This window comes from Streptomyces sp. NPDC059850 (assembly GCF_042731515.1).
Taxonomy (GTDB): Bacteria; Actinomycetota; Actinomycetes; order Streptomycetales; family Streptomycetaceae; genus Streptomyces.
The window spans coordinates 138,769-164,100 of sequence record NZ_JBHWJI010000002.1 but is presented as its reverse complement, the minus strand read 5'-3'; the positions used below and the strand labels follow the sequence as shown (position 1 = coordinate 164,100).

At 71.3% G+C, this 25,332-nt stretch carries 26 protein-coding genes and 3 pseudogenes; 15 read left to right on the top strand and 14 right to left on the bottom strand.

Annotation, left to right across the window (positions count from 1 at the left end):
- Positions 1-55 precede the first annotated feature (55 nt).
- From ACFV9T_RS02710 to bldG, 4 genes are all read right to left on the bottom strand, one after another.
- Entirely contained in the window at positions 56-622 is a 567-nt protein-coding gene (locus ACFV9T_RS02710; RefSeq protein ID WP_385436266.1) for a small secreted protein, read from the bottom strand.
- 272 nt (positions 623-894) lie between these two features.
- A complete protein-coding gene (locus ACFV9T_RS02705) occupies positions 895-3,333 on the bottom strand; it encodes a sodium-translocating pyrophosphatase (RefSeq protein ID WP_385436265.1) in 2,439 nt (812 codons plus the stop codon).
- A 411-nt stretch (positions 3,334-3,744) separates the two neighbouring features.
- Entirely contained in the window at positions 3,745-4,185 is a 441-nt protein-coding gene (locus ACFV9T_RS02700) for an ATP-binding protein (RefSeq protein WP_385436264.1), read from the bottom strand.
- 89 nt (positions 4,186-4,274) lie between these two features.
- The gene (gene bldG / locus ACFV9T_RS02695; RefSeq protein ID WP_009716787.1) at positions 4,275-4,616 is read right to left on the bottom strand and encodes an anti-sigma factor antagonist BldG; all 342 of its coding nucleotides are present in this window, start codon (positions 4,614-4,616) and stop codon (positions 4,275-4,277) included.
- A gap of 54 nt (positions 4,617-4,670) precedes the next feature.
- Here bldG and ACFV9T_RS02690 point away from each other — a divergent pair, with 54 nt between their 5' ends.
- Entirely contained in the window at positions 4,671-7,127 is a 2,457-nt protein-coding gene (locus ACFV9T_RS02690; protein ID WP_385436263.1) for a DEAD/DEAH box helicase, read from the top strand.
- 147 nt (positions 7,128-7,274) lie between these two features.
- Here the strand turns inward: ACFV9T_RS02690 and ACFV9T_RS02685 are convergent.
- The 6 genes and pseudogenes from ACFV9T_RS02685 to ACFV9T_RS02660 all read right to left on the bottom strand — a co-directional run.
- Positions 7,275-7,472 (bottom strand): annotated as a pseudogene (locus ACFV9T_RS02685) (Rv3654c family TadE-like protein); the annotation flags it as partial.
- A 200-nt stretch (positions 7,473-7,672) separates the two neighbouring features.
- On the bottom strand, positions 7,673-8,113 hold the full coding sequence (locus tag ACFV9T_RS02680; RefSeq protein WP_385436262.1) for a TadE family type IV pilus minor pilin: 441 nt from the start codon (positions 8,111-8,113) through the stop codon (positions 7,673-7,675).
- Positions 8,100-8,297 carry a DUF4244 domain-containing protein gene (locus tag ACFV9T_RS02675; protein WP_385436261.1) on the bottom strand — a complete coding sequence of 66 codons (198 nt, stop codon included), beginning with the start codon at positions 8,295-8,297 and terminating at the stop codon, positions 8,100-8,102. The genes ACFV9T_RS02680 and ACFV9T_RS02675 overlap by 14 nt, the downstream gene beginning before the upstream one ends.
- Positions 8,298-8,375: 78 nt before the next feature.
- On the bottom strand, positions 8,376-9,203 hold the full coding sequence (locus tag ACFV9T_RS02670) for a type II secretion system F family protein (protein ID WP_385436260.1): 828 nt from the start codon (positions 9,201-9,203) through the stop codon (positions 8,376-8,378).
- Complete coding sequence (locus ACFV9T_RS02665) at positions 9,200-10,120, bottom strand: type II secretion system F family protein (protein WP_385436259.1); 921 nt, start codon at positions 10,118-10,120, stop codon at positions 9,200-9,202. The genes ACFV9T_RS02670 and ACFV9T_RS02665 overlap by 4 nt, the downstream gene beginning before the upstream one ends.
- Positions 10,117-10,434 (bottom strand): annotated as a pseudogene (locus ACFV9T_RS02660) (ATPase, T2SS/T4P/T4SS family); the annotation flags it as partial. The gene ACFV9T_RS02665 and the pseudogene ACFV9T_RS02660, both read right to left, overlap by 4 nt.
- 54 nt (positions 10,435-10,488) lie before the next feature.
- Between ACFV9T_RS02660 and ACFV9T_RS02655 the strand changes: the two are divergent.
- From ACFV9T_RS02655 to ACFV9T_RS02605, 11 genes are all read left to right on the top strand, one after another.
- Positions 10,489-12,033, top strand: a complete 1,545-nt coding sequence (locus ACFV9T_RS02655; RefSeq protein ID WP_385436258.1) for a recombinase family protein — start codon at positions 10,489-10,491, stop codon at positions 12,031-12,033.
- A 109-nt stretch (positions 12,034-12,142) separates the two neighbouring features.
- Entirely contained in the window at positions 12,143-12,364 is a 222-nt protein-coding gene (locus tag ACFV9T_RS02650; protein ID WP_385436257.1) for a hypothetical protein, read from the top strand.
- A 1,056-nt stretch (positions 12,365-13,420) separates the two neighbouring features.
- Positions 13,421-13,897 (top strand): hypothetical protein, encoded by a 477-nt coding sequence (locus ACFV9T_RS02645; protein ID WP_385436256.1) that lies wholly within the window; start codon positions 13,421-13,423, stop codon positions 13,895-13,897.
- 2 nt (positions 13,898-13,899) lie between these two features.
- Positions 13,900-14,388, top strand: a complete 489-nt coding sequence (locus ACFV9T_RS02640) for a hypothetical protein (RefSeq protein ID WP_385436255.1) — start codon at positions 13,900-13,902, stop codon at positions 14,386-14,388.
- A 90-nt stretch (positions 14,389-14,478) separates the two neighbouring features.
- Positions 14,479-14,736 (top strand): hypothetical protein, encoded by a 258-nt coding sequence (locus ACFV9T_RS02635; RefSeq protein ID WP_385436254.1) that lies wholly within the window; start codon positions 14,479-14,481, stop codon positions 14,734-14,736.
- A complete protein-coding gene (locus ACFV9T_RS02630) occupies positions 14,733-15,002 on the top strand; it encodes a hypothetical protein (RefSeq protein ID WP_385436253.1) in 270 nt (89 codons plus the stop codon). The genes ACFV9T_RS02635 and ACFV9T_RS02630 overlap by 4 nt, the downstream gene beginning before the upstream one ends.
- Positions 15,003-15,107: 105 nt before the next feature.
- Complete coding sequence (locus tag ACFV9T_RS02625; RefSeq protein WP_385436252.1) at positions 15,108-15,911, top strand: hypothetical protein; 804 nt, start codon at positions 15,108-15,110, stop codon at positions 15,909-15,911.
- Positions 15,908-16,315, top strand: a complete 408-nt coding sequence (locus tag ACFV9T_RS02620) for a hypothetical protein (protein WP_385436251.1) — start codon at positions 15,908-15,910, stop codon at positions 16,313-16,315. Before ACFV9T_RS02625 ends, ACFV9T_RS02620 begins: the two co-directional genes overlap by 4 nt.
- Positions 16,316-16,377: 62 nt before the next feature.
- Positions 16,378-16,551 (top strand): hypothetical protein, encoded by a 174-nt coding sequence (locus ACFV9T_RS02615; protein ID WP_385436250.1) that lies wholly within the window; start codon positions 16,378-16,380, stop codon positions 16,549-16,551.
- A gap of 332 nt (positions 16,552-16,883) precedes the next feature.
- On the top strand, positions 16,884-17,231 hold the full coding sequence (locus ACFV9T_RS02610; RefSeq protein ID WP_385436249.1) for a hypothetical protein: 348 nt from the start codon (positions 16,884-16,886) through the stop codon (positions 17,229-17,231).
- A gap of 44 nt (positions 17,232-17,275) precedes the next feature.
- On the top strand, positions 17,276-17,461 hold the full coding sequence (locus ACFV9T_RS02605) for a hypothetical protein (protein WP_385436248.1): 186 nt from the start codon (positions 17,276-17,278) through the stop codon (positions 17,459-17,461).
- 605 nt (positions 17,462-18,066) lie between these two features.
- Here the strand turns inward: ACFV9T_RS02605 and ACFV9T_RS02600 are convergent.
- The gene (locus tag ACFV9T_RS02600; protein WP_385436247.1) at positions 18,067-18,360 is read right to left on the bottom strand and encodes a hypothetical protein; all 294 of its coding nucleotides are present in this window, start codon (positions 18,358-18,360) and stop codon (positions 18,067-18,069) included.
- Between the two features lie 188 nt (positions 18,361-18,548).
- Between ACFV9T_RS02600 and ACFV9T_RS02595 the strand changes: the two genes are divergently transcribed.
- Positions 18,549-19,706 carry a helix-turn-helix domain-containing protein gene (locus ACFV9T_RS02595; RefSeq protein WP_385436246.1) on the top strand — a complete coding sequence of 386 codons (1,158 nt, stop codon included), beginning with the start codon at positions 18,549-18,551 and terminating at the stop codon, positions 19,704-19,706.
- A 69-nt stretch (positions 19,707-19,775) separates the two neighbouring features.
- Here ACFV9T_RS02595 and ACFV9T_RS02590 read toward each other — a convergent pair.
- Together ACFV9T_RS02590 and ssd are read right to left on the bottom strand one after the other, a co-directional pair.
- Positions 19,776-20,633, bottom strand: a pseudogene (locus ACFV9T_RS02590) (TadA family conjugal transfer-associated ATPase); the annotation flags it as partial.
- Complete coding sequence (gene ssd, locus ACFV9T_RS02585) at positions 20,630-21,739, bottom strand: septum site-determining protein Ssd (protein WP_385436245.1); 1,110 nt, start codon at positions 21,737-21,739, stop codon at positions 20,630-20,632. The pseudogene ACFV9T_RS02590 and the gene ssd, both read right to left, overlap by 4 nt.
- Before the next feature lie 454 nt (positions 21,740-22,193).
- Between ssd and ACFV9T_RS02580 the strand changes: the two genes are divergently transcribed.
- Positions 22,194-23,030 carry an HAD family hydrolase gene (locus tag ACFV9T_RS02580; protein ID WP_385436244.1) on the top strand — a complete coding sequence of 279 codons (837 nt, stop codon included), beginning with the start codon at positions 22,194-22,196 and terminating at the stop codon, positions 23,028-23,030.
- 341 nt (positions 23,031-23,371) lie between these two features.
- On the opposite strand, the gene ACFV9T_RS02575 is transcribed toward ACFV9T_RS02580, so the two are convergent.
- The gene (locus ACFV9T_RS02575; RefSeq protein ID WP_385436243.1) at positions 23,372-24,193 is read right to left on the bottom strand and encodes an oxidoreductase; all 822 of its coding nucleotides are present in this window, start codon (positions 24,191-24,193) and stop codon (positions 23,372-23,374) included.
- A 102-nt stretch (positions 24,194-24,295) separates the two neighbouring features.
- Between ACFV9T_RS02575 and ACFV9T_RS02570 the strand changes: the two genes are divergently transcribed.
- Complete coding sequence (locus ACFV9T_RS02570; protein WP_385436242.1) at positions 24,296-25,300, top strand: ATP-binding protein; 1,005 nt, start codon at positions 24,296-24,298, stop codon at positions 25,298-25,300.
- Positions 25,301-25,332: the final 32 nt, after the last annotated feature.

Here is a 25,332-nt window from a genome sequence, read left to right as displayed (position 1 = left end):
CTCCGAGGAACTGGCCTCCACGGGCTGGCCTACGTGGCTGGTCTACGTGGCTGGCCTACGTGGGGCTGGTGGCGCCCGTCTTCGGCTTCTGGCAGCCGGGCTGCTTCGACATCGCGGTGCCGACCTTGCCCTCCTGGAGCTGCTTCAGGGCGTTGTCACCCGACGTGCTGAGCTTGTCGAGGTCGTCGGCGACGCCCTTGAGGCCTTCGGCGAACTTGGACTTGTCCGAGGTCTCGAGCTTGTCGACGGTCGTCTTCAGGTCGTTGTACGCCCCGGACGTGGCGTTCAGCTCCTTGACGGCCTGCTTCTGGGTCTGCTCGCCGTTGTCGACGGGCGGGGCGCCCGCCTTCTGCACCGCCTTGGCGAGCGCCGCGTAGGACTCGGAGATCTGCTGGAACGCCTTGGAGTCCGTCTGCTGGAGCTTCTTGGTGTCCTGCTCGTCGGACGCCGCCTGGATGGAGGCGTTGGCGCCCTGAATCTTTTTCAGCTGCGGCTGCACCTCGTCACAGACCGATTTGGCCCAGTCGTTGACCTTCTTGTCGCCGTCATCGCCGCCGCCGCAGCCGCTCAGCGCCAGTACGAGTGCCGCACCGCCGGACAGTGCCACAAGCTTCTTGTTCACCGGATTGGTCCCTTCCATGGCTCTCGGCCCCGGAACATACACGGCCAAGCCGCTCCGACCGTCTGCCGAGCATCCTGTATGGATACTTTTAAAGCCATTTGAACCAAGCTCGGTGTGCCATCCGCCTCATCGCGTTCTCCGCGGCAACCAGGAGACGGACCGGCGGACAGACCGGCGGAAGGCCGGACACGGCTGCGGGCGGACGGCGTGCCCCCGCACACCGTCCGCCCGCATGCCGCGGGGGCTCATACGGCCCCCTGACCGCTCCCGGGTCAGGACACCACCGCCGCGTCGGCCGACTTCGCGACGCGTTCGGAGTTGTCTTCCTCACCCACGGCGATTCCGCGCCGCTTGGAGACGTAGACGGCGCCCACGATGATCGCGACGGCCAGCGCGGCGATCACCGCCCGCATCCCCGGGCTCGCGTTGTCGCCGTAACTGAACTTCACGACCGCCGGGGCGATCAGCAGCGCCACCAGGTTCATGACCTTCAGCAGCGGGTTGATCGCGGGACCCGCGGTGTCCTTGAACGGGTCGCCGACCGTGTCGCCGATCACCGTCGCGGCGTGGGCCTCGCTGCCCTTGCCGCCGTGGTGCCCGTCCTCCACCAGCTTCTTCGCGTTGTCCCAGGCGCCTCCGGAATTCGCGAGGAAGACCGCCATCAGGGTGCCGGTGCCGATCGCCCCGGCCAGGAACGAACCGAGCGCGCCGACCCCGAAGGCGAAGCCGACGGCGATCGGCGCCAGGACCGCCAGCAGACCGGGGGTGGCCAGCTCGCGCAGCGCGTCCTTGGTGCAGATGTCGACGACGCGCCCGTACTCCGGCTTCTCGGTGTAGTTCATGATCCCGGGCTTCTCCCGGAACTGCCGCCGCACCTCGAAGACCACCGCACCGGCCGACCGCGACACCGCGTTGATCGCCAGCCCCGAGAAGAGGAAGACGACGGCAGCGCCGAGGACGAGACCGACCAGGTTGTTGGGCTGCGAGATGTCCAGGCTGAGGTTCATCTGCCCGGTCGCGGAGATGTGCACATCGGAGACGGCCTCCGCGATGGCGTCGCGGTACGAGCCGAAGAGCGCCGCCGCTGCGAGCACCGCCGTCGCGATGGCGATGCCCTTGGTGATCGCCTTGGTGGTGTTGCCGACCGCGTCCAGGTCGGTGAGCACCTGGGCGCCCGCGCCCTCGACATCGCCGGACATCTCGGCGATGCCCTGCGCGTTGTCGGAGACCGGACCGAAGGTGTCCATCGCGACGATGACGCCGACGGTGGTGAGCAGACCGGTCCCGGCGAGCGCGACCGCGAACAGCGCCAGCATGATCGAGGTGCCGCCGAGCAGGAACGCGCCGTAGACGCTGAGCCCGATCAGCACCGCCGAGTAGACGGCGGACTCCAGCCCCACCGAGATGCCGGAGAGCACCACGGTGGCCGGGCCGGTCAGCGAGGTCTTGCCGATGTCCCGCACGGGACGCCGGGTGGTCTCGGTGAAGTAGCCCGTGAGCTGCTGGATGAGCGCGGCGAGCACGATGCCGATGGCGACGGCGACCAGCGCGAGCACGCGCGGATCACCGCTGTGGCCGAGGATCTCGCGGTTGGTGACACCGTCGAGGTCGGCGTAGCTGGACGGCAGATAGGCGAAGACCGCGGCCGCCACCAGCGCCATCGAGATCACCGCGGAGATGAAGAAGCCGCGGTTGATGGCCGTCATCCCGCTGCGGTCGGAGCGGCGCGGGGCCACTGCGAAGATCCCGATCATGGCCGTGAGCACGCCGATGGCCGGGACGAGCAGAGGGAAGGCGAGGCCCGCGTCGCCGAAGGCCGCCTTGCCGAGGATCAGCGCGGCGACCAGGGTCACGGCGTACGACTCGAACAGGTCGGCGGCCATGCCCGCGCAGTCGCCGACGTTGTCGCCCACGTTGTCCGCGATGGTCGCGGCGTTGCGCGGGTCGTCCTCGGGGATTCCCTGCTCGACCTTGCCGACCAGGTCGGCACCGACGTCGGCGGCCTTGGTGAAGATGCCGCCGCCGACCCTCATGAACATCGCGATCAGCGCGGCACCGAGGCCGAAGCCCTCCAGCACCTTGGGCGCGTCGGCCGCGTACACGAGCACCACGCAGGAGGCGCCCAGCAGGCCGAGGCCCACGGTGAACATGCCGACCACGCCGCCGGTGCGGAATGCGATCTTCATCGCCTTGTGCGAGACCGCCGTCAGATCCACTCCCGGCTTCCCGGGAGCGGACGAAGCGGAATCTCCGTTGACCGGGGTGGCGGGGCCCTCGGGGGTCGCTTCCCGGGCCGCGGCGGCGACGCGCACATTGCTGCGCACCGCGAGCCACATCCCGATATAGCCGGTGGCCGCCGAGAATCCCGCGCCGATCAGAAAGAACGCCGACCGCCCGATGCGCTGCGACCAGTCATCCGCCGGCAACAACAGGAGCAGGAAGAACACGACCACGGCGAATCCGCCGAGGGTCCGCAGCTGCCGGGCCAGATAGGCATTCGCGCCTTCCTGAACGGCCTCGGCGATCTTCTTCATACTGTCCGTGCCCTCGCCGGCCGCGAGCACTTGTCGTACCAGCACCACGGCGACAGCGAGCGCCGCGATCGCGACCGCGGCGATCACCATCACGATCACACGGTTGCCGTCGGTCAGCTCTGCGGCGGCCAGGGTCGTGGTGAGATCCAGCTGATGAGGGGTGAGAGGCCCCGCCATTCGTCCTCCTTGACGTTTGGCACATGGGCGCGCAGCAGTTCTGCGACCGCAGAAGAGCCGCCACGCTCAGGCGTCCTGAGCTCAAGATGTGGACGGATTGTAAGTAGCGTCACACGATCAAAACAGGGCGCCGGAATGGGAATTCGCCTGCACCAGCGAAGATCAATAGGTTTGGGCCAGGAAATTCCTCCGGAAGGACGAAGGTCAACAATTCCCTGACGGGCGTGGAATGATCTCCATAAACGATCTCAGTGCACTATGAAAAGTGCTGTTCAGAGCGGTTTTCCGGCCACTCGGAAGGACGAACGGAACGACGGCAGGAACGACGCCCCGGAACGACGACCGGGCCGGCCGTCACGAGGACGGCCGGCCCGGAGGTCACGGCAGATTGAGCGGAATGGAGGCGGATCGTTACGGCACGAGGGACTGGGGCGAGGCCGGCCAGCTCATGCGGATCACACCGCCGGTCTCGCTGGTCGTCACCTCGACGTCGTCGACGAGCCCGCTGATGACCGCGAGGCCCATCTCGTCCTCGCTCTCGGCCTCGGCCGCGCCGTCGTCGTCCACGTCCGGATGGGAGCCGGGAGTGTGCCCCGCCGAGGTCGGGGACTCGTCGCCGACCTCGATGGAGAACTTCTTCTCCTCCTCGGTGAGCGCCACCCGAACCGGGGCGTCCACCCCGTTGCTCAGGTGCAGCCCCACCGCACGGGTGCAGGCCTCGCCGACCGCGAGCCGCACCTCGTCGAGCACGGCCTCGTCCACCCCCGCCCTGCGCGCCACGGCAGCCGCGACCAGCCGGGCGGTCCTGACGTGCTCGGGAAGCGCGCTGAAGCGGAGTTCGACGGTGGCCATGCCATCCCCCTCGGGCGTATGGGCGTGCAGATCAGGGGGCCGGGCGAAACCGCCCGGAACCCCCTTGTTGGTCTTCCCGCGGTGACTGGTCAGTCAGTCGCCGCGACAGCGTCCTCGACCGAGGTGTGAATGGGGAACACCTTGGTCAGGCCGGTGATACGGAAGATCTTGAGAATGCGCTCCTGGTTGCACACCAGACGCAGTGAGCCCTCATGGGCACGTACGCGCTTGAGCCCGCCGACGAGCACGCCGAGCCCGGTGGAGTCGAGAAAGTCGACGCCCTCCATGTCGACGACCAGGTGGTAGCTACCGTCGTTGACAAGCTCGACCAGCTGCTCGCGCAGCTTGGGCGCGGTATATACATCAATCTCGCCACCGACCTCGACGACCGTGCGGTCGCCAACGGTCCGAGTCGACAGGGACAGGTCCACGGATCCTCCAGCACCTTGCATCGAGCGGTCGCCCCCCATGGATCGGCAGCCGCGATGGCATTCAATCACTTACCAGCAGGCGTGCACGACGCCTTGAGCCCATTGTCCGTCAGACCAGTGACACACTCGGTGTCGATGGCCCACAACCAACTCCCGCGGCAGGCGGGCATACGCCCCTCGCCCCGGGCCGTTCTCGACCGGCTCGGCACCGGAGCGGGCCGAGGCGCGCGCATCACTCATACGGAGCACTTGCCCCCGCGTCTCGGCAGCCATGCCGACTGGCCGTCGCCGATCCGACCGGAAGTGATCGACGCCGTCCGGGCCGCCGGAATCGAGCGCCCGTGGGCCCACCAGGCGCGCACGGCCGCCCACGCTCTGCGCGGGGAATCGGTGGTCGTGGCCACCGGCACCGCCTCCGGCAAGTCCCTGGCCTACCTCGCCCCCGTGCTCAGCACCCTGCTGGACGGCTCGGAGGAGCCCAGCGGGCGGGGCACGACCGCCCTGTACCTCTCGCCCACCAAGGCGCTCGCCGCCGACCAGCGCCGCGCGGTGGCCGACCTCACCGCCCCGCTGGGCACCGGGGTGCGGGCGGCGGTGTACGACGGCGACACGCCGGTGGAGGAGCGCGAGTGGGTCCGCCAGTACGCCAACTACGTGCTCACCAACCCCGACATGCTCCACCGGGGCATCCTGCCGGGCCACCCCAAGTGGTCCTCCTTCCTGCGCGCGCTGCGCTATGTCGTCATCGACGAGTGCCACACCTACCGCGGCGTCTTCGGCTCCCATGTCGCCCAGGTGCTGCGCAGGCTCCGGCGGGTCTGCGCCCGCTACGGCTCCTCGCCCGTCTTCCTGCTCGCCTCCGCCACCTCCGCCGACCCGGCCGTGGCGGCGACCCGGCTGACCGGGGTGCCGGTCGCGGCGATCACCGAGGACTCCTCGCCCCGCGGCGAGGTGGTCTTCGCCCTGTGGGAGCCGCCGCTGACCGAGCTGCACGGCGAGCAGGGCGCCCCCGTCCGCCGCACGGCCACCGCCGAGTCCGCGGACCTGCTCACCGACCTGGCCGTCCAGGGCGTCCGCACCGTCACCTTCGTGCGCTCCCGGCGCGGCGCCGAGCTGATCGCCCTGATCGCCCAGGAGCGGCTGGCGGACGTCGACCGGTCCCTGCCCGACCGGGTGGCCGCCTACCGCGGTGGATATCTCCCCGAGGAGCGCCGCGCCCTGGAACGGGCCCTGCACTCCGGTGACCTCCTCGGCCTCGCCGCCACCACCGCCCTCGAACTCGGCATGGACATCGCCGGTCTGGACGCCGTCGTCCTGGCCGGCTATCCCGGCACCCGCGCCTCCCTGTGGCAGCAGGCGGGGCGGGCCGGACGCACCGGGCAGGGGGCCCTCGCGATCCTGGTCGCCCGGGACGACCCGCTGGACACCTATCTCGTCCACCACCCGGACGCCCTCTTCCGGCAGCCCGTCGAGTCCACCGTCCTGGACCCCGACAACCCGTACGTCCTCGCGCCGCACCTGTGCGCGGCCGCCGCCGAGCTGCCGCTCACCGAGGCGGACCTGGCTCTCTTCGGTCCCGCCACCGAGGAGCTGCTGCCGCAGCTGGAGCAGCGCAAGCTGCTGCGCCGCCGCGCGACCGCCTGGCACTGGACCCGCCGCGAGCGCGCCGCCGACCTCACCGACATCCGCGGGGAAGGCGGCAGCCCGGTCCAGGTCGTGGAGGCGGCGACCGGGCGGCTGCTGGGCACCGTGGACGCCTCGGCCGCCCACACCGCCGTCCACGAGGGCGCCGTCCACCTCCACCAGGGCCGGAGCTATCTCGTCCGGCAACTCGACCTGGAGGACTCGGTCGCGCTGGTGGAGGAGGCCAGTCCGCCGTACTCGACCACCGCCCGCGACACCACCGCGATCTCCATCCTGGAGACCACCACCGAGATCCCGTGGGGGGACGCGCGGCTGTGCTTCGGCTCCGTCGAGGTCACCAACCAGGTCGTGTCCTTCCTGCGCCGCAAGCTGATCACCGGTGAGGTGCTGGGCGAGACCAAGCTCGACCTCCCGCCCCGCACCCTGCGCACCCGGGCCGTGTGGTGGACGGTGACCGAGGACCAGCTGGACGACGCCCGGGTCCACCCCCAGGCCCTCGGCGGAGCCCTGCACGCCGCCGAGCACGCCTCCATCGGCATGCTGCCGCTCTTCGCGACCTGCGACCGCTGGGACATCGGCGGGGTGTCGGTCCCCCTGCACCCCGACACGCTGCTGCCGACCGTCTTCGTGTACGACGGCCACCCCGGCGGGGCGGGCTTCGCCGAGCGCGCCTTCCACACGGCCGCCCGCTGGCTGACGGCCACCCGCGAGGCGATCGCGGCCTGCGAGTGCGAGGCGGGCTGCCCGTCCTGCATCCAGTCCCCGAAGTGCGGCAACGGGAACGATCCGCTCGACAAGAGGGCCGCCATCCGCCTGCTGACGACGCTCCTGGCCAAGGCCCCGGACCAGCCGCCCGCCACCGACTGACCGGTCCGCGCCACCCGCTGCCGGGGGCCGCGCGGCCCGCTCCCCCGGATGCCCGCCATTTCCGGGCACGGGCCCGGGCGTGTCGGCGGGGCCCGCCCGCGACCGGACCCGGAGGGCGAACGGCCCGGCCCGCACCTCCGCCGTGAGATCCGCGATCTCACCGCTCAGGGCGCACCGCACCACGCGCGCGTCCTGAGCGGACGCCACCCGCCGGGCGAGGCGGCACGCCGCACCGGGCCCCTCCAGGCCGTGGTCCGCCGCGGCGAGCGCCGCCAGGTCGGCGGCCCCACCGGCCCGGTGGCGCGCCACCATGACCTGCCCTGCCGTCAGCACGACCGCGAACACCGCGCACAGCGCCGTCGCGGCGAGCGCCGCCCACACCGTCGCCGACCCACGATCGCCCGCCCCGCGCACGGCCCTCAGAGGGCCGCCCCCGCCCCGCGCACCAATCCAAACGGGACCGTCGCCCACTCGGCGCCGCGAACGCCCCAGAGGGCCCACGGAACGCCTCACGGGGCCCTCAGCCGCCCCGCACACGGATCGCCTCACCCGACCCTCCCCCGACCCGCGTCGACCGCTCCTACCGTGTCCTCGGCGAGGGCGACCGCCTCCGCGTGCAGCCGGAGCGCCAGCGGGCCGGGGCCGACCGCATGGGTCCGGACCCGCACTCGCACCAGGTCTCCGTCCCGCCACAGCTCGACCCGCGCGCCACGCGGCGCGGCCGCCCGGGCCGCGTCCATCGCGGCGTCCCGCGGCTCCGACCTCGCCGCGGCACGGGCCCCGGCCCGGGCCGCGTCCACGCAACTCAGCTGCGCGGACGCGGCCATCAGGCCCCAGATCAGCATCAGGGCGAACAGGACCAGCACCGGCAGCGTGACGGCCGTCTCCGCGGTGACGAATCCCCGGTCGGACCCGGTGCGGGCCGCTCGCGCACCGGCCCGCCCGTCCGGCCGCCCCGCCGTGGGCGACGCCTCAGAACGGCCCATCGAGAGCCCGTCCGATCACCGATTGCAGCGCACTGCTGACGGCCCCGCTGGTCACCACCTTGTACAGCACCGCCGCGAAGGCGCACCCCGCCAGCGTCCCCATCGCGTACTCGACGGTGGCCATGCCCGCCTCGGCCCGCATACGCGCCGCCGCCCGCCGCCGGGCCCACCACTGCTTCATCATTTCGGTCCCCCTCGTAGTCGTCAGATGTCGTGCGGAATACAGGCACCTCTCGCCGCAGCGGGTCAGAGGCGCCCGCGCTCAGGGGTGGCCCGCCAGACCGCCCGCCAGCCCGGTCATCACCGGGGCCACCCCGATCAGCAGATACGCGGGCAGGAAGCAGGCCCCGAGCGGGGCGGTGGCCAGCACGCTCGCCCGGTCGGCGCGTCGGCCCGCCTCCCTTCCCCGCTCGGCGCGGCAGTCGGCGGCGAGCCGGGACACCGGTTCCACGGCGGGGGCGCCGGTGGCCCCGGCGTGCTCCAGGGCGCGCGCCAGCCTGCCCGCGCCGGGCAACGCGCCAAGCCGCCCCCAGGCGTCGGCGGGCTCCCCTCCCAGCCGCAGCTCCGCAGCGGTCCGGACCAACCGCTCGCCGACCGGGCCACCGAGCGATTTGCCCACCGCGTCCGCCGCCGAGCGCGGGTCAGCTCCGGCGGCCAGACAGGCCGCCAGCAGGTCGGCGGCCAGCGGGATCTGCCGCGCCGCTTCGGCCGCCCCGTCCCCGGCGCCGCCGGTCCGCCCGGCGGTGGCCTGCCGCCGGTGCCACCGCCGGACGCCATACGCGGCCGCCAGCCCCAGCGCGCATCCCAGCGGCCCTCCGACGAGGACGACACCGGCCAGCAGGACGCCGAGCGAGGCCGCCCAGCCCAAGGCCGCGCCCTCGCCCGCCCGGGCGCGCCACCGCGCCCAGGGCCGGGCCCGCTTCCGGACCACACCGGAGTCCGCGTGCGATCCCCCGCCGGGCAGCAGCGCCGCCAGACGCCGCCCGGCGGCGCGCTCCCGCCGGTCCTCCACCAACGCCATCGCCCCATACACGACGGCGGCCATGAGGGGCAGCACGATCCCCAGCCTGTGGACAAGGACCACGCTCATCGGACGGGTGCCTTTCCAGGAGCGAGCGCCACCCGCATCGACCGTCTGAGCCAGGCGAAGCCCGCCCACTCCAGGAGACAGCCGACCGCGAGACAGCCCAGCCCGACCGGGGTGTGCAGGAGCTGATGCAGTGGCTCGGTGCCCAGCGCGGTGCCCATCAGGAGCCCGAAGACCGGCAGCACGGCCAGCACCGCGATGGTGGCCTTGGGCCCCGCCAGCCTGGCGCGCATGATCTCCCGCTGCTCGCGCTCGGCGCGCAGCGCCGACGCCACCCGGTCGAGCCCGGCGGCAAGCCCCGCGCCCTCGTCGACGGCCACCTGCCAGCAGGCCGCGACCCCGGTCAGCCCCTCCGCGCCGGGCTGCCGGGCCGCCCTGCGCAGCGCCTCGGGCACATCCCCGCCGAATCGGGCGGCCGCGGACACCAGCCCCCAGCGCTCCCCCAGGTCTGCCGAGGGCACGGACAGCAGCGCCTCGCCGGGCTGCCGCCCGGCCCGCAGCTCGCCCGCCACGGTGCCGCACAGCTCGATCACCCCCGCGGCACGCCGGTCGTGGGCCCGGGCGCGCTCCCGGGTCCGCAGCCACCGGCCGACGAGCGGCACGGCCGCCACCGCGACGAACAGCGGCAGGACCGACGCGCCCAGCACCGCGAGCACGCAGCCAAGCGGCAGGCACAGCAGCTCACGCCCCATCCGCCCGCCGTATCTGACCCGCCAGCTCTCCTTGAGCCAGGCGACCGTCTCGGACAGCCGCCGCACGGGGTCCGGCCCGGTGGGCACGGCGGGCCCGCCGCCCGCGAACAGCAGCCTGGCCCGGCGCAGCTCCCGGTCCCGCCCTGAGAGCAGCCACGCGGCCACTCCCGCGCACAGCAGCGCCGCTCCGACGGCCAGCACCCCGGGGTTCCCTCCGGTGCCGGTCATGACGCGCCTCCGCCCCGGGTGCACAGCTCCTTGAGCCGCTGCCAGCCCGACGCCCGCTCGAAGCCCCGCGGGCTCCACACGGCGGCGGGCACGGTGGTGACGAAGCCCGCGCGGTCCCGGTCCAGCACATGCAGCTCGGCGATCCTGCGCCGCCCGCCGCGGTCCCGCACCAGATGGACCACGACCGACAAGGCGGCCGCCAGCTGGCTGTGCAACGCGGCCCGGTCCAGGCCCGCGGTCGAGCCGAGCGCCTCCAGCCGGGCCGGTACGTCCCCCGCCGTATTGGCGTGGACGGTGCCGCAGCCGCCCGGGTGAACGGCATAGCCGTCCACATACACTCAACGGGCGCCAGACAGAGGGGAACGCCCGTGCCAACCTGCGTCATCTATGACCGCCTCTCCCGCCTCTTTGCGGAGGAGGCCACGGATCACCGCATCGCCGCATGCCGTACCTACGCAGAGCAACGCGGCTGGGAAGTCGTCCACGTCGCCACCGACACGAACGTCAGCGGCGCCTCCGCCCTGGAGGACCGGCCCGGTATGCGGGAGGTCCTGGCCTGGCTGCCGCGCGCCGACTACGTCCTGGCCGCGAAGCTGGACCGTTTCGCACGCAGTGTCCTGGAGTTCCAGCGGCTCCTCCGGGCCGCTGAGTCGACCCGGACCACGATCGTGACGGCCGATGGCGTCGTATCGCCGGAGAACGCCTCCATCATCGTGAACGTCCTGGCTGCCTTCGCGGAGTACGAACGCGACATGATCAAGGCACGCATTACGGACAGCAAGCGGCACTTCCGCCAGCGCGGGAACCATCTGGGAGGCGTCGCCCCGTACGGCTACGCCGTGGAGGGCCCCGTGAACGACAAGCGGTGGGTCATCGATGAGACAGCCGCCGCCATCCTGCGCGAGGCCGCTGACCGGCTGACTAACCACGGCGGAAGCCTGACAGCTCTGGCACGGGAGCTGAACGAACGGGGCGTCCTCCCTCCCGCGGAGCACGCACGCCAGCGTGACGGCCGGAAGCTGCGGGGGCAGCGCTGGCACTCCACGACGCTGCGGGATGTTCTCTACTCGCCTGCCGTTCGTGGCTGGGCTGTCATGGCCACCCCCGGCACGCGCCGGAGTGCGTTGACGAACCAGCCTGTCCTCGACAGTGAGGGCATGCCCGTGAGCGCTGGCCCGGCCATCCTTGACGCCCAGACCTGGTCCGCTGTCCGCGCCATCATCGACGGGAAGGCCGTGGGCCGTGGCGCTCCACGTGGTGGGAAGTCGCTCCTCCTCCACGTCGCGCAGTGCTCGAAATGTGACGGCCCCATGTACCGCCAGCGCCGCGCCGTTAACGGCGTCGACTACTCCACTTACGTCTGCCGGAACGGCGTCGGGAAGCACGGGACGCACCGCCCCAACGTGATCACCGCCCGCTACCTGGAGGAGATGGTGACAGAGGACTACCTGGAGCGGTTCGGCTCCTTCGCCCTCATGCGCTGGCAGGAGCCGGACGGGTCCGCAGTGCTCCAGCTCTCCGAAGTGTCCGACCAGTTGGACAACCTGGTGGCGAACCTGGCGAACTTGCCAGCGGGGGGCCGGGCGGCCCAGCGGGTCACAGCGCAGATCACTGCCCTGGAGGCGCGCCTGGAAGAGCTGGAGGCGGAAGCGGCACACGCTGTCGGCCGCTGGGTGGACGCTGGCGGGACCGTGGCGGACGCCTGGAGCCAGCGGGACGACGACGGGCGCCGCAGCCTCCTGGGCGACCTGGGGGCCCTTGTCGTGGTGCGCCCGGCCACGCCTGGCGCACCGAAGCGCTTCGATTCAGGGCGGGTGGACGTCACCTTCGAGGGCCCGGCATGGGTGCGGGACGCCGACCCTGAAGAGCGGCGCCGCATTGAGATCGAACTGGAGGAGGCCCTGGCGGACTAGGCAGCCGCGCGTTACGCGCTCCCCCGACATTCAGTAGGCGCCGGTCCGGACATCAACTTGCCGGAAGAGACCGGACCGGCGCTCCGCCCGTAAGCGGAAGGACCAGTCTATGTCCGAGATCTCCCGTACCCACCTCCAGGAGCTGGCTGTACTCCAGCGCCAGGCGAACCTCCTTTGGGCCCAGATCCTGGGCGGCCAGGACACGCCCCGTCTCCGCGAACGTGTGATGCGCCTGGAGGCGGTCCAGGCCGCGCTCCTGTGGGAGGCACCCCAGATGCTGGCCGCGTGCGGATCGTGCGGCCGAGCGCCGGAGGCGTTGCCCGCCGCGTGAAGGAGGCATCGCCACTGACGACGGAGGAGTGACTGGGGTCGGCCCGATGGGGTCGGCCCCTTTCTGCTGTGTCGGAGGTCACGGCAGGGGAGGCGGGGCGGACAGCGTGGAGGGAAGTGTGACAGCAGAGAGGGCCTCTGACCTGGCAGTAGTAACTTTTCTATCCAGACGTCCAACAAAAATAGAGAGTCTGTAGAAAACTCCCCTCTCCGGCTTCATCAGGACGGCTGGACAGTCCGCCACTTCTGTGACAAAGCCCAAGCCAGCCGCCCTTCGCACCCTCTCCGCTGGCCCCGGGCCCGTCCAGCGTCAGGGTTCACGACAGGCTCCAGGCGCCCAGGAAGGCCGCTACATGCCCGCCTGGCGGCCTCTGGCGCCTCCCTGGGTCCAGGCGTCCAGGCCCAACTCCAGTCCCTCCAGGGGCCGTCCAATCCGGACCACAGGTAGAGGGGCGCTCCGACCCACCAGGGGAGGTCCTCACCTGTACAGGATCGAGGGCCCGCGCTCCTCCTCGCTGTCCAGGGGACACCCTCACCGGTCAGTAGTAGAGGCCGCTGCGGCGGCTCCTCCCGCTGGCCGACAGGGTTTCTCACATCCTCCCCGGTCAGCAGAGAAGGAGTTTCACTCCTCCACCGCGACCGCCCGCCAGGCGCTGGGTCGCTGCATGCTCTTCGGGCTGTCTGGTCCGCTCCACCCACCTGGCGGGGGTGTGAAGCGACCGGACGGCCCGTTTCTGCTTCTTGGGCACCTGTCTGGTGAGTGACGATCTGGCCGGGGCGCCCCGTTCTCAGCCGGGTCACCGACGGGGTGCGCAGCACTGCGGCCCTGGGGGGTCAGTGACCCGGTCCAGCCTTCCTTCCACGCGCAGGCCCACCACGCTGATGCGCGCTCCTCTGTTCTCCGGCCCCGGACGGCCGGTCCCAACGTCCGAACACTCCCAGGCCGACGCGGCTGGAGGGGTGACAGCCGAGCGCCTGTGGTGGGCCCGCTCCGCTGTCGCCTCCCCTGCCGCCGTCGGCCTTTTCGTATCCCGAACGCAGGAGGCCCACCACCGCCATGCCGTACCAGGAACACGAACTTGAAGATCGCTGCGAAGGCTGCGGCGACTCGCTCCCGGAGCCGAAGACCAGACCGCTCCGCTCCGACCCGAAGAAGGACGACGGACGGACCATCCGCCGCCGGGCCGTCGCATGCTCCGCGAAGTGTTACAAGCGCGTCCAGCGTGCCCGTGCCGGTCAGCGGAAGGAGCCGAAGCCGTGCCGCTTCTGCGGGGACCTCGTCTGGGACTACGTCGGCAACGACGTCCGGTGTCCGGAGGACGACCGCACGGACCACTGTGACGAACTCCAATACATGGCGGAGGCCCGCGCGGACTACGTGGCCGACCGCCGCGAGGAGCGCACCGTGAAGTGCCTCGCCCCCGGCTGTTCCCGCCCCGTCACCTGGTCGGGCAAAGGCCGCGTCAAGACGGCCTGTTCGCCCCGCTGCCGCCAGGCCATCCGCCGTGCCCGCCTTCGTGGAGAGGACATCTGATCGTGAACGCTTCCCTGATCACAGACATCGTCAACGACATCGCGGCGGCGGGCTTCCGCAAGGCGCCGCAAGGCTGGCGCCAGCACGGCAAACCTGCCTCCCCCCTCGACATCCAGGACCTGTCCGTCCTGGCCCTGAAGAGTCGCCAGGAGCGCGCCACGGTCGCCGCAGTGGACGCCATCCGGGAGGAGCTTGCCCGGGACTGGCCCGTGTCTGTGGAGCCTGCCCAGGCCCCGGCCCCGACGTCGGCCACTCTCAGCGCGGAAGCGGCCCTGTGGGCTTGGAGGTTCACGATGTACACGCTGCGCCGTGACGCCTCCGGATGGCTCCTGAACGATCAGCCGGTCCCGTTCTCCACGGTCCGCTCGATGGCTCGGAACTGGGCTACTGCTGTCGCTGAGGCTCATGGCCTGACTCCTGACTACGCCCCCGACGCCCGGAAGGTCCTCGCTGATCTCCGGCGCCTGGTCGTTGACGCTGCGCCACGCTGACGCTCCCCTGGTCCGTCCCTCCGTGGGGCGGGCCTTCAGGGGTGTTCAGGCGCCTCACATGAGCCGCCTACACACTCCCTGGAGTTCACGATGACCGATGCCCTGTGCGCCTCTCCCACTCCCGCAGACATGCCCCAGCGCTCCACGTCACCGGACGCCCTTCAGCGTCAGTCCATCAGGGACCTGGTCACCGGCCTGGCCCTGAAGCTGTCCGCGGCTGATGACATCGACCTGGACGGCATGGAGGTCCTGGCGAAGCTCCTGGACGCCCAAACAAGGGCCCAGGAGGCGAGCGTTCGCCGCTGGCAGTACCTGGACGCGAAGAAGCGCCAGGAGGCCAGCCAGTGACCGCGCTGACCGCCGATGACCCCGACTTCTTCCCGCGTCTGGACGCTGCCCTGGCCCGCGTCGCTTTCGCTGACGTTCACGGTCTGGAGCGGGAGCTGGACCTGTATCGGGCCGTGACCGCTGTCCTGATAGCGGACGGCTCCACGTCGCTGCCGCTGGGCGCCTTCGGTCGCTACCTCCGCGCCCGTGGCCACTTCAAGCGCAAGGCCGCTGGCCGGAGGTTCGTCGCTGGCCTGGTCCTCCTGGACCCGCCAGATGGCCCGTAGGACCCCGTACGACGCCCTCCTGGCACCGAAGCCCAGGAGGGCCCTCCCAGGCTGCCAAGCAGCCGCCTGGACCCTCTCCAACACCCTTACTGAAGGAGTTTCCCGATGGGTTCCACCCACATCATTGCTTTGCCGGTCAACGACGATCTTCCGAAGGCGGTCCACGCCGACGCCGACGAGTGGCGCCGCTTGGATCAGCGCGTGGACGAACTGACGGAGCAGGTACACACCCTGAAGGACGACATCAGGTCCGCCGAGCACGCCGACGCCCAGGCCCTGGCCGATGCTGCCGTGAAGGGTGGCGCGCTGCCTGACAACGATTCCGCGGCTCCGATCCGCCGGACGCTGGCCCAGGTTCAGACTGCCGTCAAGGCAGCGGAGGCCGCCCGCGCGAAGGCTGCGGAATCTTTGGTCATCAAGATGCGCAGGACGAATGTCCGTGATCACCTGGCCGCCGGTCTGAAGCAGCGCGTAGACACCGCCGCCGACGCGTACGAGACGGCCCTGGCCGACGCTGAGGCCACCGTGAACCGCGCCCGTGCGGAGCTGGAGCGCGCCACTCTCAATGCGTCCACGGTTCAGGCTCTGGACGACGGCTGGGAGTTGACGGTCAGTCCCGCGTTCCGCGTCACGGCCCCGGAGTTCTCGAAGGCCCGTCAGTCCGTTGCTGACGTCCGGGAGGCCGTTGACGGTATGGCCACCGCACAGCCGTCGCCGCAGGAGCGCACGGTCCGACTGACCAACGGCAAGTCCCTGGTCCTGGACGCCAACTTCGTTGCCCAGCTCCACGGTAAGGGTGAAGTGGCCGAATGGCTGGACGGCTACGGGCCGGAGACCCCGATCGCGCCGCCTATCGCCGACGCCGCTGCCCGCGCGTACTACGACAAGACTTTCGGCGGTGCTGCATGAGCCAGCTCACCCGCGAGGACCTGAAGACCATGTCTCCCGACGCGATCGTCAAGGCGAAGCGGGAGGGCCACCTGAATGCACTCCTGGGCCACCCGGAGGCGACCGTGAACCAGGTCTTGGACGCGATCGAGCATCGCCAGGTCCCGGAGCCTGCCTCCGCCAGCGCGGAGCCTGCCAACGATGGCCAGCTCTCCCGCGCCGACCTGGCCGACATGTCGCCTGCCGAGATCAACCAGGCCCGTAGCGAAGGCCGCCTGAACCAGGTCCTGGGCCGACCCGTGCCCGTGCCGGTTCCGGCCGAAGGCCAGCTCTCCCGCGCTGACGTCGACCGCATGTCACCTGCCGACATCGTCAAGGCGAAACGTGAGGGGCGGCTGGACGCGCTCCTGGGCCGTACGGCCTGAACCGTGAACGCTGGCGCCCCTGGCTCCGTGCTGGGGGCGCCCCTGCCTCAAAGGGGGTCCCCGTGCGTGTCCACGTAGCCGCCTCCCGTCACCTGGTCCTGAACGGCACGGAGTACAGCGAAGGCGACACCTTCGACGTGCCCGACGCTGCCGCCGCTACCTGGCTCCGGACTGGCCTGGTCGTCCCCGCTGATGGCGTCTGGCCTGACGGCTGGGACAGCGGGGCCAGGCCGTGAACCACTGACGCCCGCCTGGCTCGACAGCGGACGCGCGCTCCCTCTCTCTGCCTCTGCCTGCCTCTGGTCCTGGCCTCCGCGCCAGGGCCTGGGCGGCTGACCCTCTCCGTGCCTCGCTGTCGTTCACGATGCGCGACAGCGGCACATCATCGCAGCTCAGAGAGTTGCGAGACACGTTTACGCAGGTCAGGGGGTGGGGGGCGACCCCCAAGGGGGTGGGGTCCCCGAACGCCGGGGAGGGCTCCGCCAGGTGCGCTCGGGCGAAGATCCGGTCCCAGACACGGATCGTGACGAACACAGCCATTCCGCAACCCACGAAGGGAGGCCACCCAGTGGCCAACGAACAGAACCTCCGGCGCGGCCGGTGGAGTGGCCCCCGAGCCATCGAGCTACCCACCGAATGCGCCGCACCCGTGCCGGACATCCCGCCAAACCGCGCCCACTGGGAGGACTGGCAGCGTGAACGCTGGGCCAGCATCTGGAGCGGGCCCGCCGCGAACCTGTACGACGACAGCCAGACTGGCGCTGTGGCTCTGGTCATCGACCTGGAGGCGGCCCAGTCGAAGGGCACCCTTCAGGCAGCGCAGATCACGGAGTACCGGCGCCTCCTGGCTGACCTCCTCCTGACGCCCCAGGCCCTGTCCGGCGCTGGCTTCAGGCTCCCGGGGTGGCCTTCGTGAGCGCCCGCCGACGGGCCCTTGCCCGTGCCGCTGTACCGGCCCGCGTGAACGCCGACGCACCGCCCACTGACTGGCGGGACCCCCTCTTCCGGGGCCTGCCGGAGACTGACGCCCGGGAGCTGATGGAGTACGCGTTCACGATCTACGGCTACAACCAGCGGAACGGGACCGATACCTGGCGCTCCCAGACAGACCTCCGCGTCCGCCTCCGTCTCCAGGGCCTGGCGTGAACGGCCGCCCGGCGGACGCTCAGCCGACCGCCAGGGACATCGTGAACGTCATCCGCCCCATTCGCGCAGACCTGGCCGCCGCCCGCCGCGCCCCTGTCCGTACCGTGAACGCTGGCCGTCGCCTGGCCGCACACTGACCGCTCCTCCTGCCCGCTGTCCGTTCTGGCTGCGAGGCTGGCCGCAACGGCTGGCCGCCCTGTCCGTCGGCCCGTGTGCGTCTGGCGCAACGCTGGCCGCCATTGGTCGTTAACGACAGATCTCCGCAGCGAAGTGCCTGATCAGAGCACATGGACAGCGGGGACGACGTCCACCTGGTCCACGGCCCTGGCCGTCCCTGACCACACCGCTGGCCACATGCTGAAGGGCCTCTGACCGCTCCTGTCCGGAGTGGCCGGGGGCCCTTCTGTCGTTTGTCCGCGCTGTCCGCGTCTACCGGCTGGCGCTGTCCGCCTGGCCGTTAACGCTGGCCGTAGTGTCCGCAGCCTTGTCCGCCTGGCCGGGCGCCCTGGCGAGGATGACCGCCGCTTCCCGGGCCTCACGCTCCCGCGCTGGGTGACATCTGGGGCAGTCGCACAGCGGAAACGCTGAGGAGTAGAGGGGCCACGTCATAGCGCCGCCTCCTCACTGTCCAGGCTGGGCAACCGCTCCGCGCGGAGGTCCGCGACCATGGCCGTGTCATCAAGGGAGTGCGCCAGAAACCGCAGGGCCACGCGCATCTCCACCGCTGAAGCCTTCGGATCTTCGGCCAGAGAGCGGGCCCGCTCCGCGTCTGCCTTCGCTGTCTCGACCAGCTCCGCTTCGAGGGCGTCAGCCATGTGGTTCACGATGCCGTCGCCGGGGGCCACGAAGGCGTCCTTCCCGTCGTCGGATGTCCAAGGCAAGCGCCGTAGGCTCTCCATGTCGTTCGCTCCTTCGTAGCGATCGGCCACGCCCCGGGACGCCTGCCAGCGTCGCCGGGGTCCTTCGCCCGCCAGCCTCCCCTTTCTCGCGGATCACAGATGGTGACTGGGTGGTGACTGGGTAGGCTGTCACCATGACGGGCGGGGATTTCGCACAGACCGTGCGCGCTGCGCTGAAGGTTCGCGGGATGTCGATACGTGGCGCCGCGCGGGAGCTGGTCTACGACCACGCCTACCTGTCCCGAGTGCTGGCCGGGAAGCAGCTCCCTTCACCGCAACTGGCGAAGGCCCTGGACAGGCTCCTGGGCGCTGGCGGAGAGCTGGTGAGCCTGGCCGCCAAGATGGCAGCGACGGAATCGCGGCCAGGCTGCGCCCTGGCTGCCCCCGCGTCCGTGGCGGACTTCCTCCCGCCGGAGAACCCTCTGGAGCCGCTGGCCGTCCGTACGAGCCGCCGCGTCGGGGCGGAGACTGTGGCAGACCTGTCCCAGCGGGTCCACGCCCTCCGCCTGGCGGACGACGTGGTGTACGGCCGCGACCTGATCGGGCCCGCGCTCCGGGAGCTGAAGGCTGCCGTCCGGCTGTACCGCGAGAGCACGCACGCTGAAAGCGTGGGCCGCGAATTACTCCGCACGATCGGGGAACTGGCGCAGATTGCCGGGTGGGTCGCATCTGACGCGGGCCTGTACGACGAAGCGGAGCGCATCTACCGCTTGGGCCTGTCCGCCGTGCAGACCGCCGGGGACCGCACCCTAGCCGGACAACTCCTGGGCTCCCTGGCCTACCAGGTGGCGAATGTGGGAGACGCCCGGGACGCCGTGGGCATGGCCGTAGCCGCTGCCTCTACCGCTGGCCCAGACGCCCCGCCGCGCGCCCGCGCGCTGTTCCTGGACCGCGTGGCGTGGGCCCATGCCAAGGCGGGAGACACGCAACCGGCTATGCGGGCCCTGGCGGACGCCCACGAAGCGCTGACCAGCGAACGCGGGGCGGACGAACCGACTTGGACGTACTGGGTCTCCCGGGAAGAGCTGGAGGTCATGGACGCCCGCGTCTACACGGAGCTGCGGCGCCCGCTCCGGGCCGTCCCTCTCCTCCGCCGGGTCCTGGGCCAGTACGACGCCACGCATACGCGGGAACTGGCCCTGTACCTCTCCTGGCTGGCCATGGCCCTGGCCGACGCGAACGAGCCGGAGGAAGCGGCAGCCACGACGGAACGCGTCATCACGCTGTCCTCCTCTGGCGCCTCGGAGCGTACGACCGTCCGGTCCGCCGCGCTGCTTAAGCGGCTGGAGGACTTCCAGGACGTGCCAGAGGTGGCGTCTCTCCTCGCGGAGCATCGGGCCGCCTGACCGGAGCCTGGGTCCGCTGATTCCGCGCTGATACCGGCGCTGGGCCGTGTATGGTTATCGCGTTCACGCGCCCTCATGCCCGGTGTTCAGGGCGCCCAGGAGATCGGTGACCTCGGGACCCCGCACCTCACCGACCACGAGCCGGTCGGGCCGCATCCGCAGCGCCTGGCGCACCAGGTCCCGCAGGGTGACCTGGCCCCGGCCCTCCTGGTTGGCGGGGCGGGTCTCCAGCCGGACCACATGGGGGTGGTCCGGCCGCAGCTCCGCCGAGTCCTCGGCGAGGACGATCCGCTCCTCCCGGCCGACCAGCCCCAGCAGGGTGCTCAGCAACGTCGTCTTGCCGGACCCGGTGCCGCCGCTCACCACGAACGACAGCCGGGCGGCCAGCATGGCCCGCAGCAGCTCCGCACCGCCGGGCGGCACCGTCCCGGCGGTTACCAGCTCGGCGAGGGAGAACGCCCGGGGACGCACCACCCGCAGCGACAGGCAGGTGGATCCGACGGCCACCGGCGGGAGCACCGCGTGCAGCCGCGTCCCGCCCGGAAGGCGGGCGTCCACCCAGGGCCGGGCGTCGTCCAGCCGCCGCCCGGCCACCGCGGCGAGCCGCTGGGCGAGCCTGCGCACGGCGGCCGCGTCGGCGAAGGTGACGCCCGTCCGCTCCAGCCCCGCGCCGCGGTCCACCCACACCTCGTCGGGGGCGGTGACCAGCACGTCCGTGACATCGGGCGCGGCGAGCAGCGGCTCCAGGGGGCCGGTGCCGACCAGTTCGGAGCGCAAGGCGGTGACCACGCCGAGGACTTCGGTGTCACCCATCAGCCGCCCCTCCTCCCGCAGGGCAGCCGCCACCTGGGCGGGAGTGGGATCCGCACCGCTCTCCGCCAGCCGCAGCCGCACCGCGTCCAGCAGGTCGGGGGTTTCGACGCTCATGCGGTGACACCTCCCGCGCCGGGCAGGGCCCGGTCCCAGAACTCGGCGCAGAACCGGCCGAGCGGGCCGCGCGCGCTGCCGCCCGGGGGCTCGCCGCCGTCGAGTGCGTCCAGCAGCCCCGGCTCCGGCGGCAGTTGACCGGCCAGTGGCAGCCCGAGCAGCCGGGCGATCTCCTCGTCGTCCAGCTCGGGCCCGCACGGGCCGCGCACCACCGCGCGCAGGTCGCTCAGCACCATGCCCACCATGGACGCCACCCGGTGGGCGGCCGCGACGGCGCGCAGCTCCGCCGGGACGACCAGCAGACCGAGGTCCACCTGCGCGAGGGCCTCGGCCGCCGACTCGTCCACCCGGCGCGGCAGGTCCACCACCACGACCCCGCCGCGCCGCCGGGCGGCGGCCAGCACCGCGCGCATCGCCGAGGGCGGGATGACGACCGAATCGCCCCTGTCCCAGCTCAGCACCCGCAGGGAATGCAGCTCGGGCAGCGACTCCTCCAGCGCGCTCCCAGCGACCCGGCCACGCGATTCGGCGAACGCGGGCCATCGCAGCCCCTCCGACCCCTCGCCGCCGAGCAGCACATCGAGGCCACCACCCAGCGGGTCGCCGTCGATGAGCATGGTGCGGCGGCCAGAGCGGGCCGCCGTGACCGCCAGGGCGCAGGCGAGGGTCGAGGCCCCGGCCCCACCACGGCCACCGATGACGCCGATGGTCAGAGCCTGCTGGCCAACTCCCTCCGCCACATCGGCGATCCGGTCGACGAGCCAGGTCTCGGCGTCGGGCAGGAACGCCACATTGTCGGCGCCGAGATCCACGGCCCGGCGCCAGATGCCGTGGTCGTCGAGATCCCGCCCGATGAGCAGCACGCCCGCTCTGCGGACGCGGCCCCGGAGCCTGGCCGCCGCGTCGTCCCCGACGAGGATCAGCGGCGCACCCTCCCAGCTGCCCCGGCGCGTGGGTGCGCCATGGGCCACTTCGACCTCTGCTCCGGCGGCCGCGCACAGCCTCAGCAGATCGTCGAGAAGCTGTTCGTCCTCGGTGATGATCAGCGGTCTGCCGCGCTGTCCTTCTGGCGGTGATGACCGTTCCGGTGTGATGGATGCAGTCACGATCCCCTCCCCATTTCGTTACGCGCTCTCACTCACGCGAACGGCGAGTGCAAACAACGCGGAGAATCACCGTGTCGCGATCCTGAAAATCTTGGGGATCTTGGTTCAAAACCGTGGACAACTCATCAGTTGTGAATATCCCAGTCACCTAAACCAGTGACTTCCGGAGCGCAGCCTAGCGATTACGCACGGTAACCAATCAGGCTGTTGGGGAGCAGTCGCCACCCAGGCCCGGATGAGGGGAGCAAGATCTCGTGAAAGCGCCGGAAAAGCGTCCGGACATGCGACGACCCCCGCCGGGGGGGAGAGCGGGGGTCGTCCCCACGGCCGACTCGGGGGGGGAGGAGTCGGGCCGGGTTAGCACGGTCGCGAACGATCCGTGACTTCCATGGTGTACCCGAGAGCCTTCTCAGGCAAACCCACGCGCCTCAGCTTACGCCGAATGGTGGGCCCTATGCTCAGCGTCGTGGAAAACCACTCCTTGCCCCGGACAGCCGCCTTCTTTGACCTGGACAAGACGGTCATTGCGAAGTCAAGCACGCTCACCTTCAGCAAGTCCTTCTACCGGGGTGGGCTGATCAACCGTCGGGCCGTACTGCGTACTGCTTATGCCCAGTTCGTCTTCCTCGCAGGCCGCGCCGATCACGACCAGATGGAGCGGTTGCGCGAGTACCTCTCAGCACTCTGCCGTGGCTGGAATGTGCAGCAGGTGAAGGAGATCGTCGCGGAGACTCTGCACGATCTGATCGACCCCATCATCTACGACGAGGCGGCTTCCCTCGTCGAGGAACACCACGCCGCCGGACGCGATGTGGTGATTGTCAGCACCTCGGGAGCGGAAGTCGTGGAACCCATCGGCGAGCTGCTGGGCGCGGACCGGGTGGTGGCCACCCGCATGGTCGTCGAGGACGGGGTCTTCACCGGGGAAGTCGAGTACTACGCCTACGGACCGACGAAGGCGGAGGCAATCGCCGAACTGGCCGAGTCCGAGGGATACGACTTGTCACGCTGCTACGCCTACAGCGACTCGGGGACCGACCTCCCGATGCTGGAGTCGGTCGGCCATCCGCACGCGGTGAACCCGGACCGGGCCCTGCGCCGCGAAGCGGTCGCCCGCGGCTGGCCGGTCCTCTCCTTCGACCGCCCGGTGCGGTTGAAGCAGCGACTGCCCTCGCTCTCCATGCCGCCGCGGCCGGTGCTGGCCGCGGTCGCGGCGGTGGGCGCGGCCGCCGCCACCGCCGGGCTGGTGTGGTACGCCAGTCGGCGGCGCACCCCTTATGCCCGCGTTTGACCCCATCGCAAAGATCTGCGTGGAGGGGTTCCACTTGGCTCCGCGCAGGAGTAGAAAGGAATCGACGGCCCGCGAGACCAGGGGTATCCGGGAGGATCTCCCCAGACGCACCAAGGCCCCACGGACCGAGCACGGATGCCGGGCACCCACGCGACGCCGACCCGTCGATTACGGGCCAGCCGCACCAGGTGACGGGCGAAGATCCCGGCCTGATGGGCGAATTCTGTGCACGCACTGGTAACCCGGCGGACGTGCCAGCGGCGGCACCCTCGTGGTGCCGCCGCAACTCTGTCCGGACCCGCAGCACTCCGGAACCGAAGCACTCCGGGGCCCGACCGGCCTCAGGCGGCTCCCCGCTGCATCGCCTCGCACACGGCCGTGCTCTCCCGCACACCCAGCTCAACCGCCCGCCCGCAGTGCGCGATCCAGGCCGCCATGCCCTCGGGCGTCCCGGACACATAGCTCTCCAACCCGGCCACACATACGGCGGCGCCCTGCTCCGCGTGGCCCACCTCCGCCGGGCAGATGGATTTCGGGTCGAGCCCGCTGCCGACCAGCACGATCCGCTCGGCCGCGCGCGCCACCAGGCCGTTGTAGGACGAGAAGGGCCGCAGCGCGAGCAGTTCACCGTGCACCACCGCAGCCGTCACCAGCGCCGGGGCCTCGCTGCCCGCGAGCAGCAGCCGCGCCAGGCCGTCGAGCCGCGCCGCCACCTCGTCGGCATCCGGCGGCTCCGGCCCGACCAGCCGCTCCCGCACCGGTTCACCCGCCAGCCGGGGCCGTCCGACCCTGTCGTCCTCGTCCGCCCCTCCGGCCGCGACCAGATGCAGCCGGGCCAGCACCCGCAGCGGCGACTGCCGCCAGACGCTCAGCAGCTGACCGGCCTCGGCGGTCACCCGCAGCGCCGCGCCCACCGTGTGCGGCTCCCCGTCGCCCCCGAAGTCGGTGCGGCGGCGGACCTCTTCGAGCGCCCAGTCGGCACCGGCCAGCGCCGCGGAGCCACGCGCCCCGCGCAGCGCCGCCTCGGAGGTGACCTCATTGCTGCGGCGGCGCATCACCCGGTGGCCGTAGACCCGGTCCACCGCCGTCCGTACGGCCTCCACGGACTCGGCCACACCGGGCAGCGCCGCCAGGGTGGCGAGCGGATCTGCTGACGTACTCATGAGTACGACCCTACGCACCCATGGCCCGGTGCCCCTCGTTGGAGTGGTTTTCTTCACGTAAATCCCTCATGGGAGAGGATCACTCACCTACGCTTTCTGAACATGAAGATCGCTTTCGTAGGCAAGGGCGGCAGCGGCAAGACGACGCTGTCATCGCTGTTCATCCGCCATCTCGCCGCCACCCGTGCCCCGGTCGTCGCGGTCGACGCCGACATCAACCAGCACTTGGGCGCGGCACTCGGGCTCGACGAGGCGGAGGCCGCCGCGCTGCCCGCCATGGGCGCCCATCTCCCCCTGATCAAGGACTACTTGCGCGGGACGAACCCCCGGATCGCCTCCGCCGAGACCATGATCAAGACAACGCCGCCGGGCGAGGGGTCGCGGCTGCTGCGGATCAGCGAGGACAACCCCGTCTACGCGGCGTGCGCCCGGACCGTCCCGCTCGGCGACGGGGAGGTGCGGCTGATGGCGACCGGGCCCTTCACCGAATCCGATCTCGGCGTCGCCTGCTACCACTCCAAGGTCGGCGCGGTCGAGCTGTGCCTCAACCATCTGGTCGACGGGCGCGGGGAGTTCGTGGTCGTCGACATGACGGCGGGCAGCGACTCCTTCGCTTCCGGGCTCTTCACCCGCTTCGACATGACGTTCCTGGTCGCCGAGCCCACCCGCAAGGGCATCGCGGTCTACCGCCAGTACAAGGAGTACGCCCGCGACTTCGACGTGGCGCTGCGCGTGGTCGGCAACAAGGTGCAGGGCCCGGACGACCTCGCCTTTCTCCGCGCCGAGGTGGGCGACGACCTGCTGGTCACCGTCGGCCACTCCGACTGGGTCCGGGCGATGGAGAAGGGCCGCGCACCGCGCTTCGCGGAGCTGGAAGAGCCCAACCGCGACGCGCTGCGCACGCTGCACGACGCGGCGGACGCCTCCTACGAGCGGCGGGACTGGCAGCGCTACACCCGCCAGATGGTGCACTTCCACCTGAAGAACGCGCAGAGCTGGGGGAACGCGAAGACGGGTGCCGACCTGGCGGCACAGGTCGATCCGGCCTTCGCGCTCGACGAGTCCGCCCCGGCCGCGCGGGCGGCGGCCGCTCCCGCTCCCGCCTAGCCACCCGCCCTGGGCGGTCATCTCACCTGACT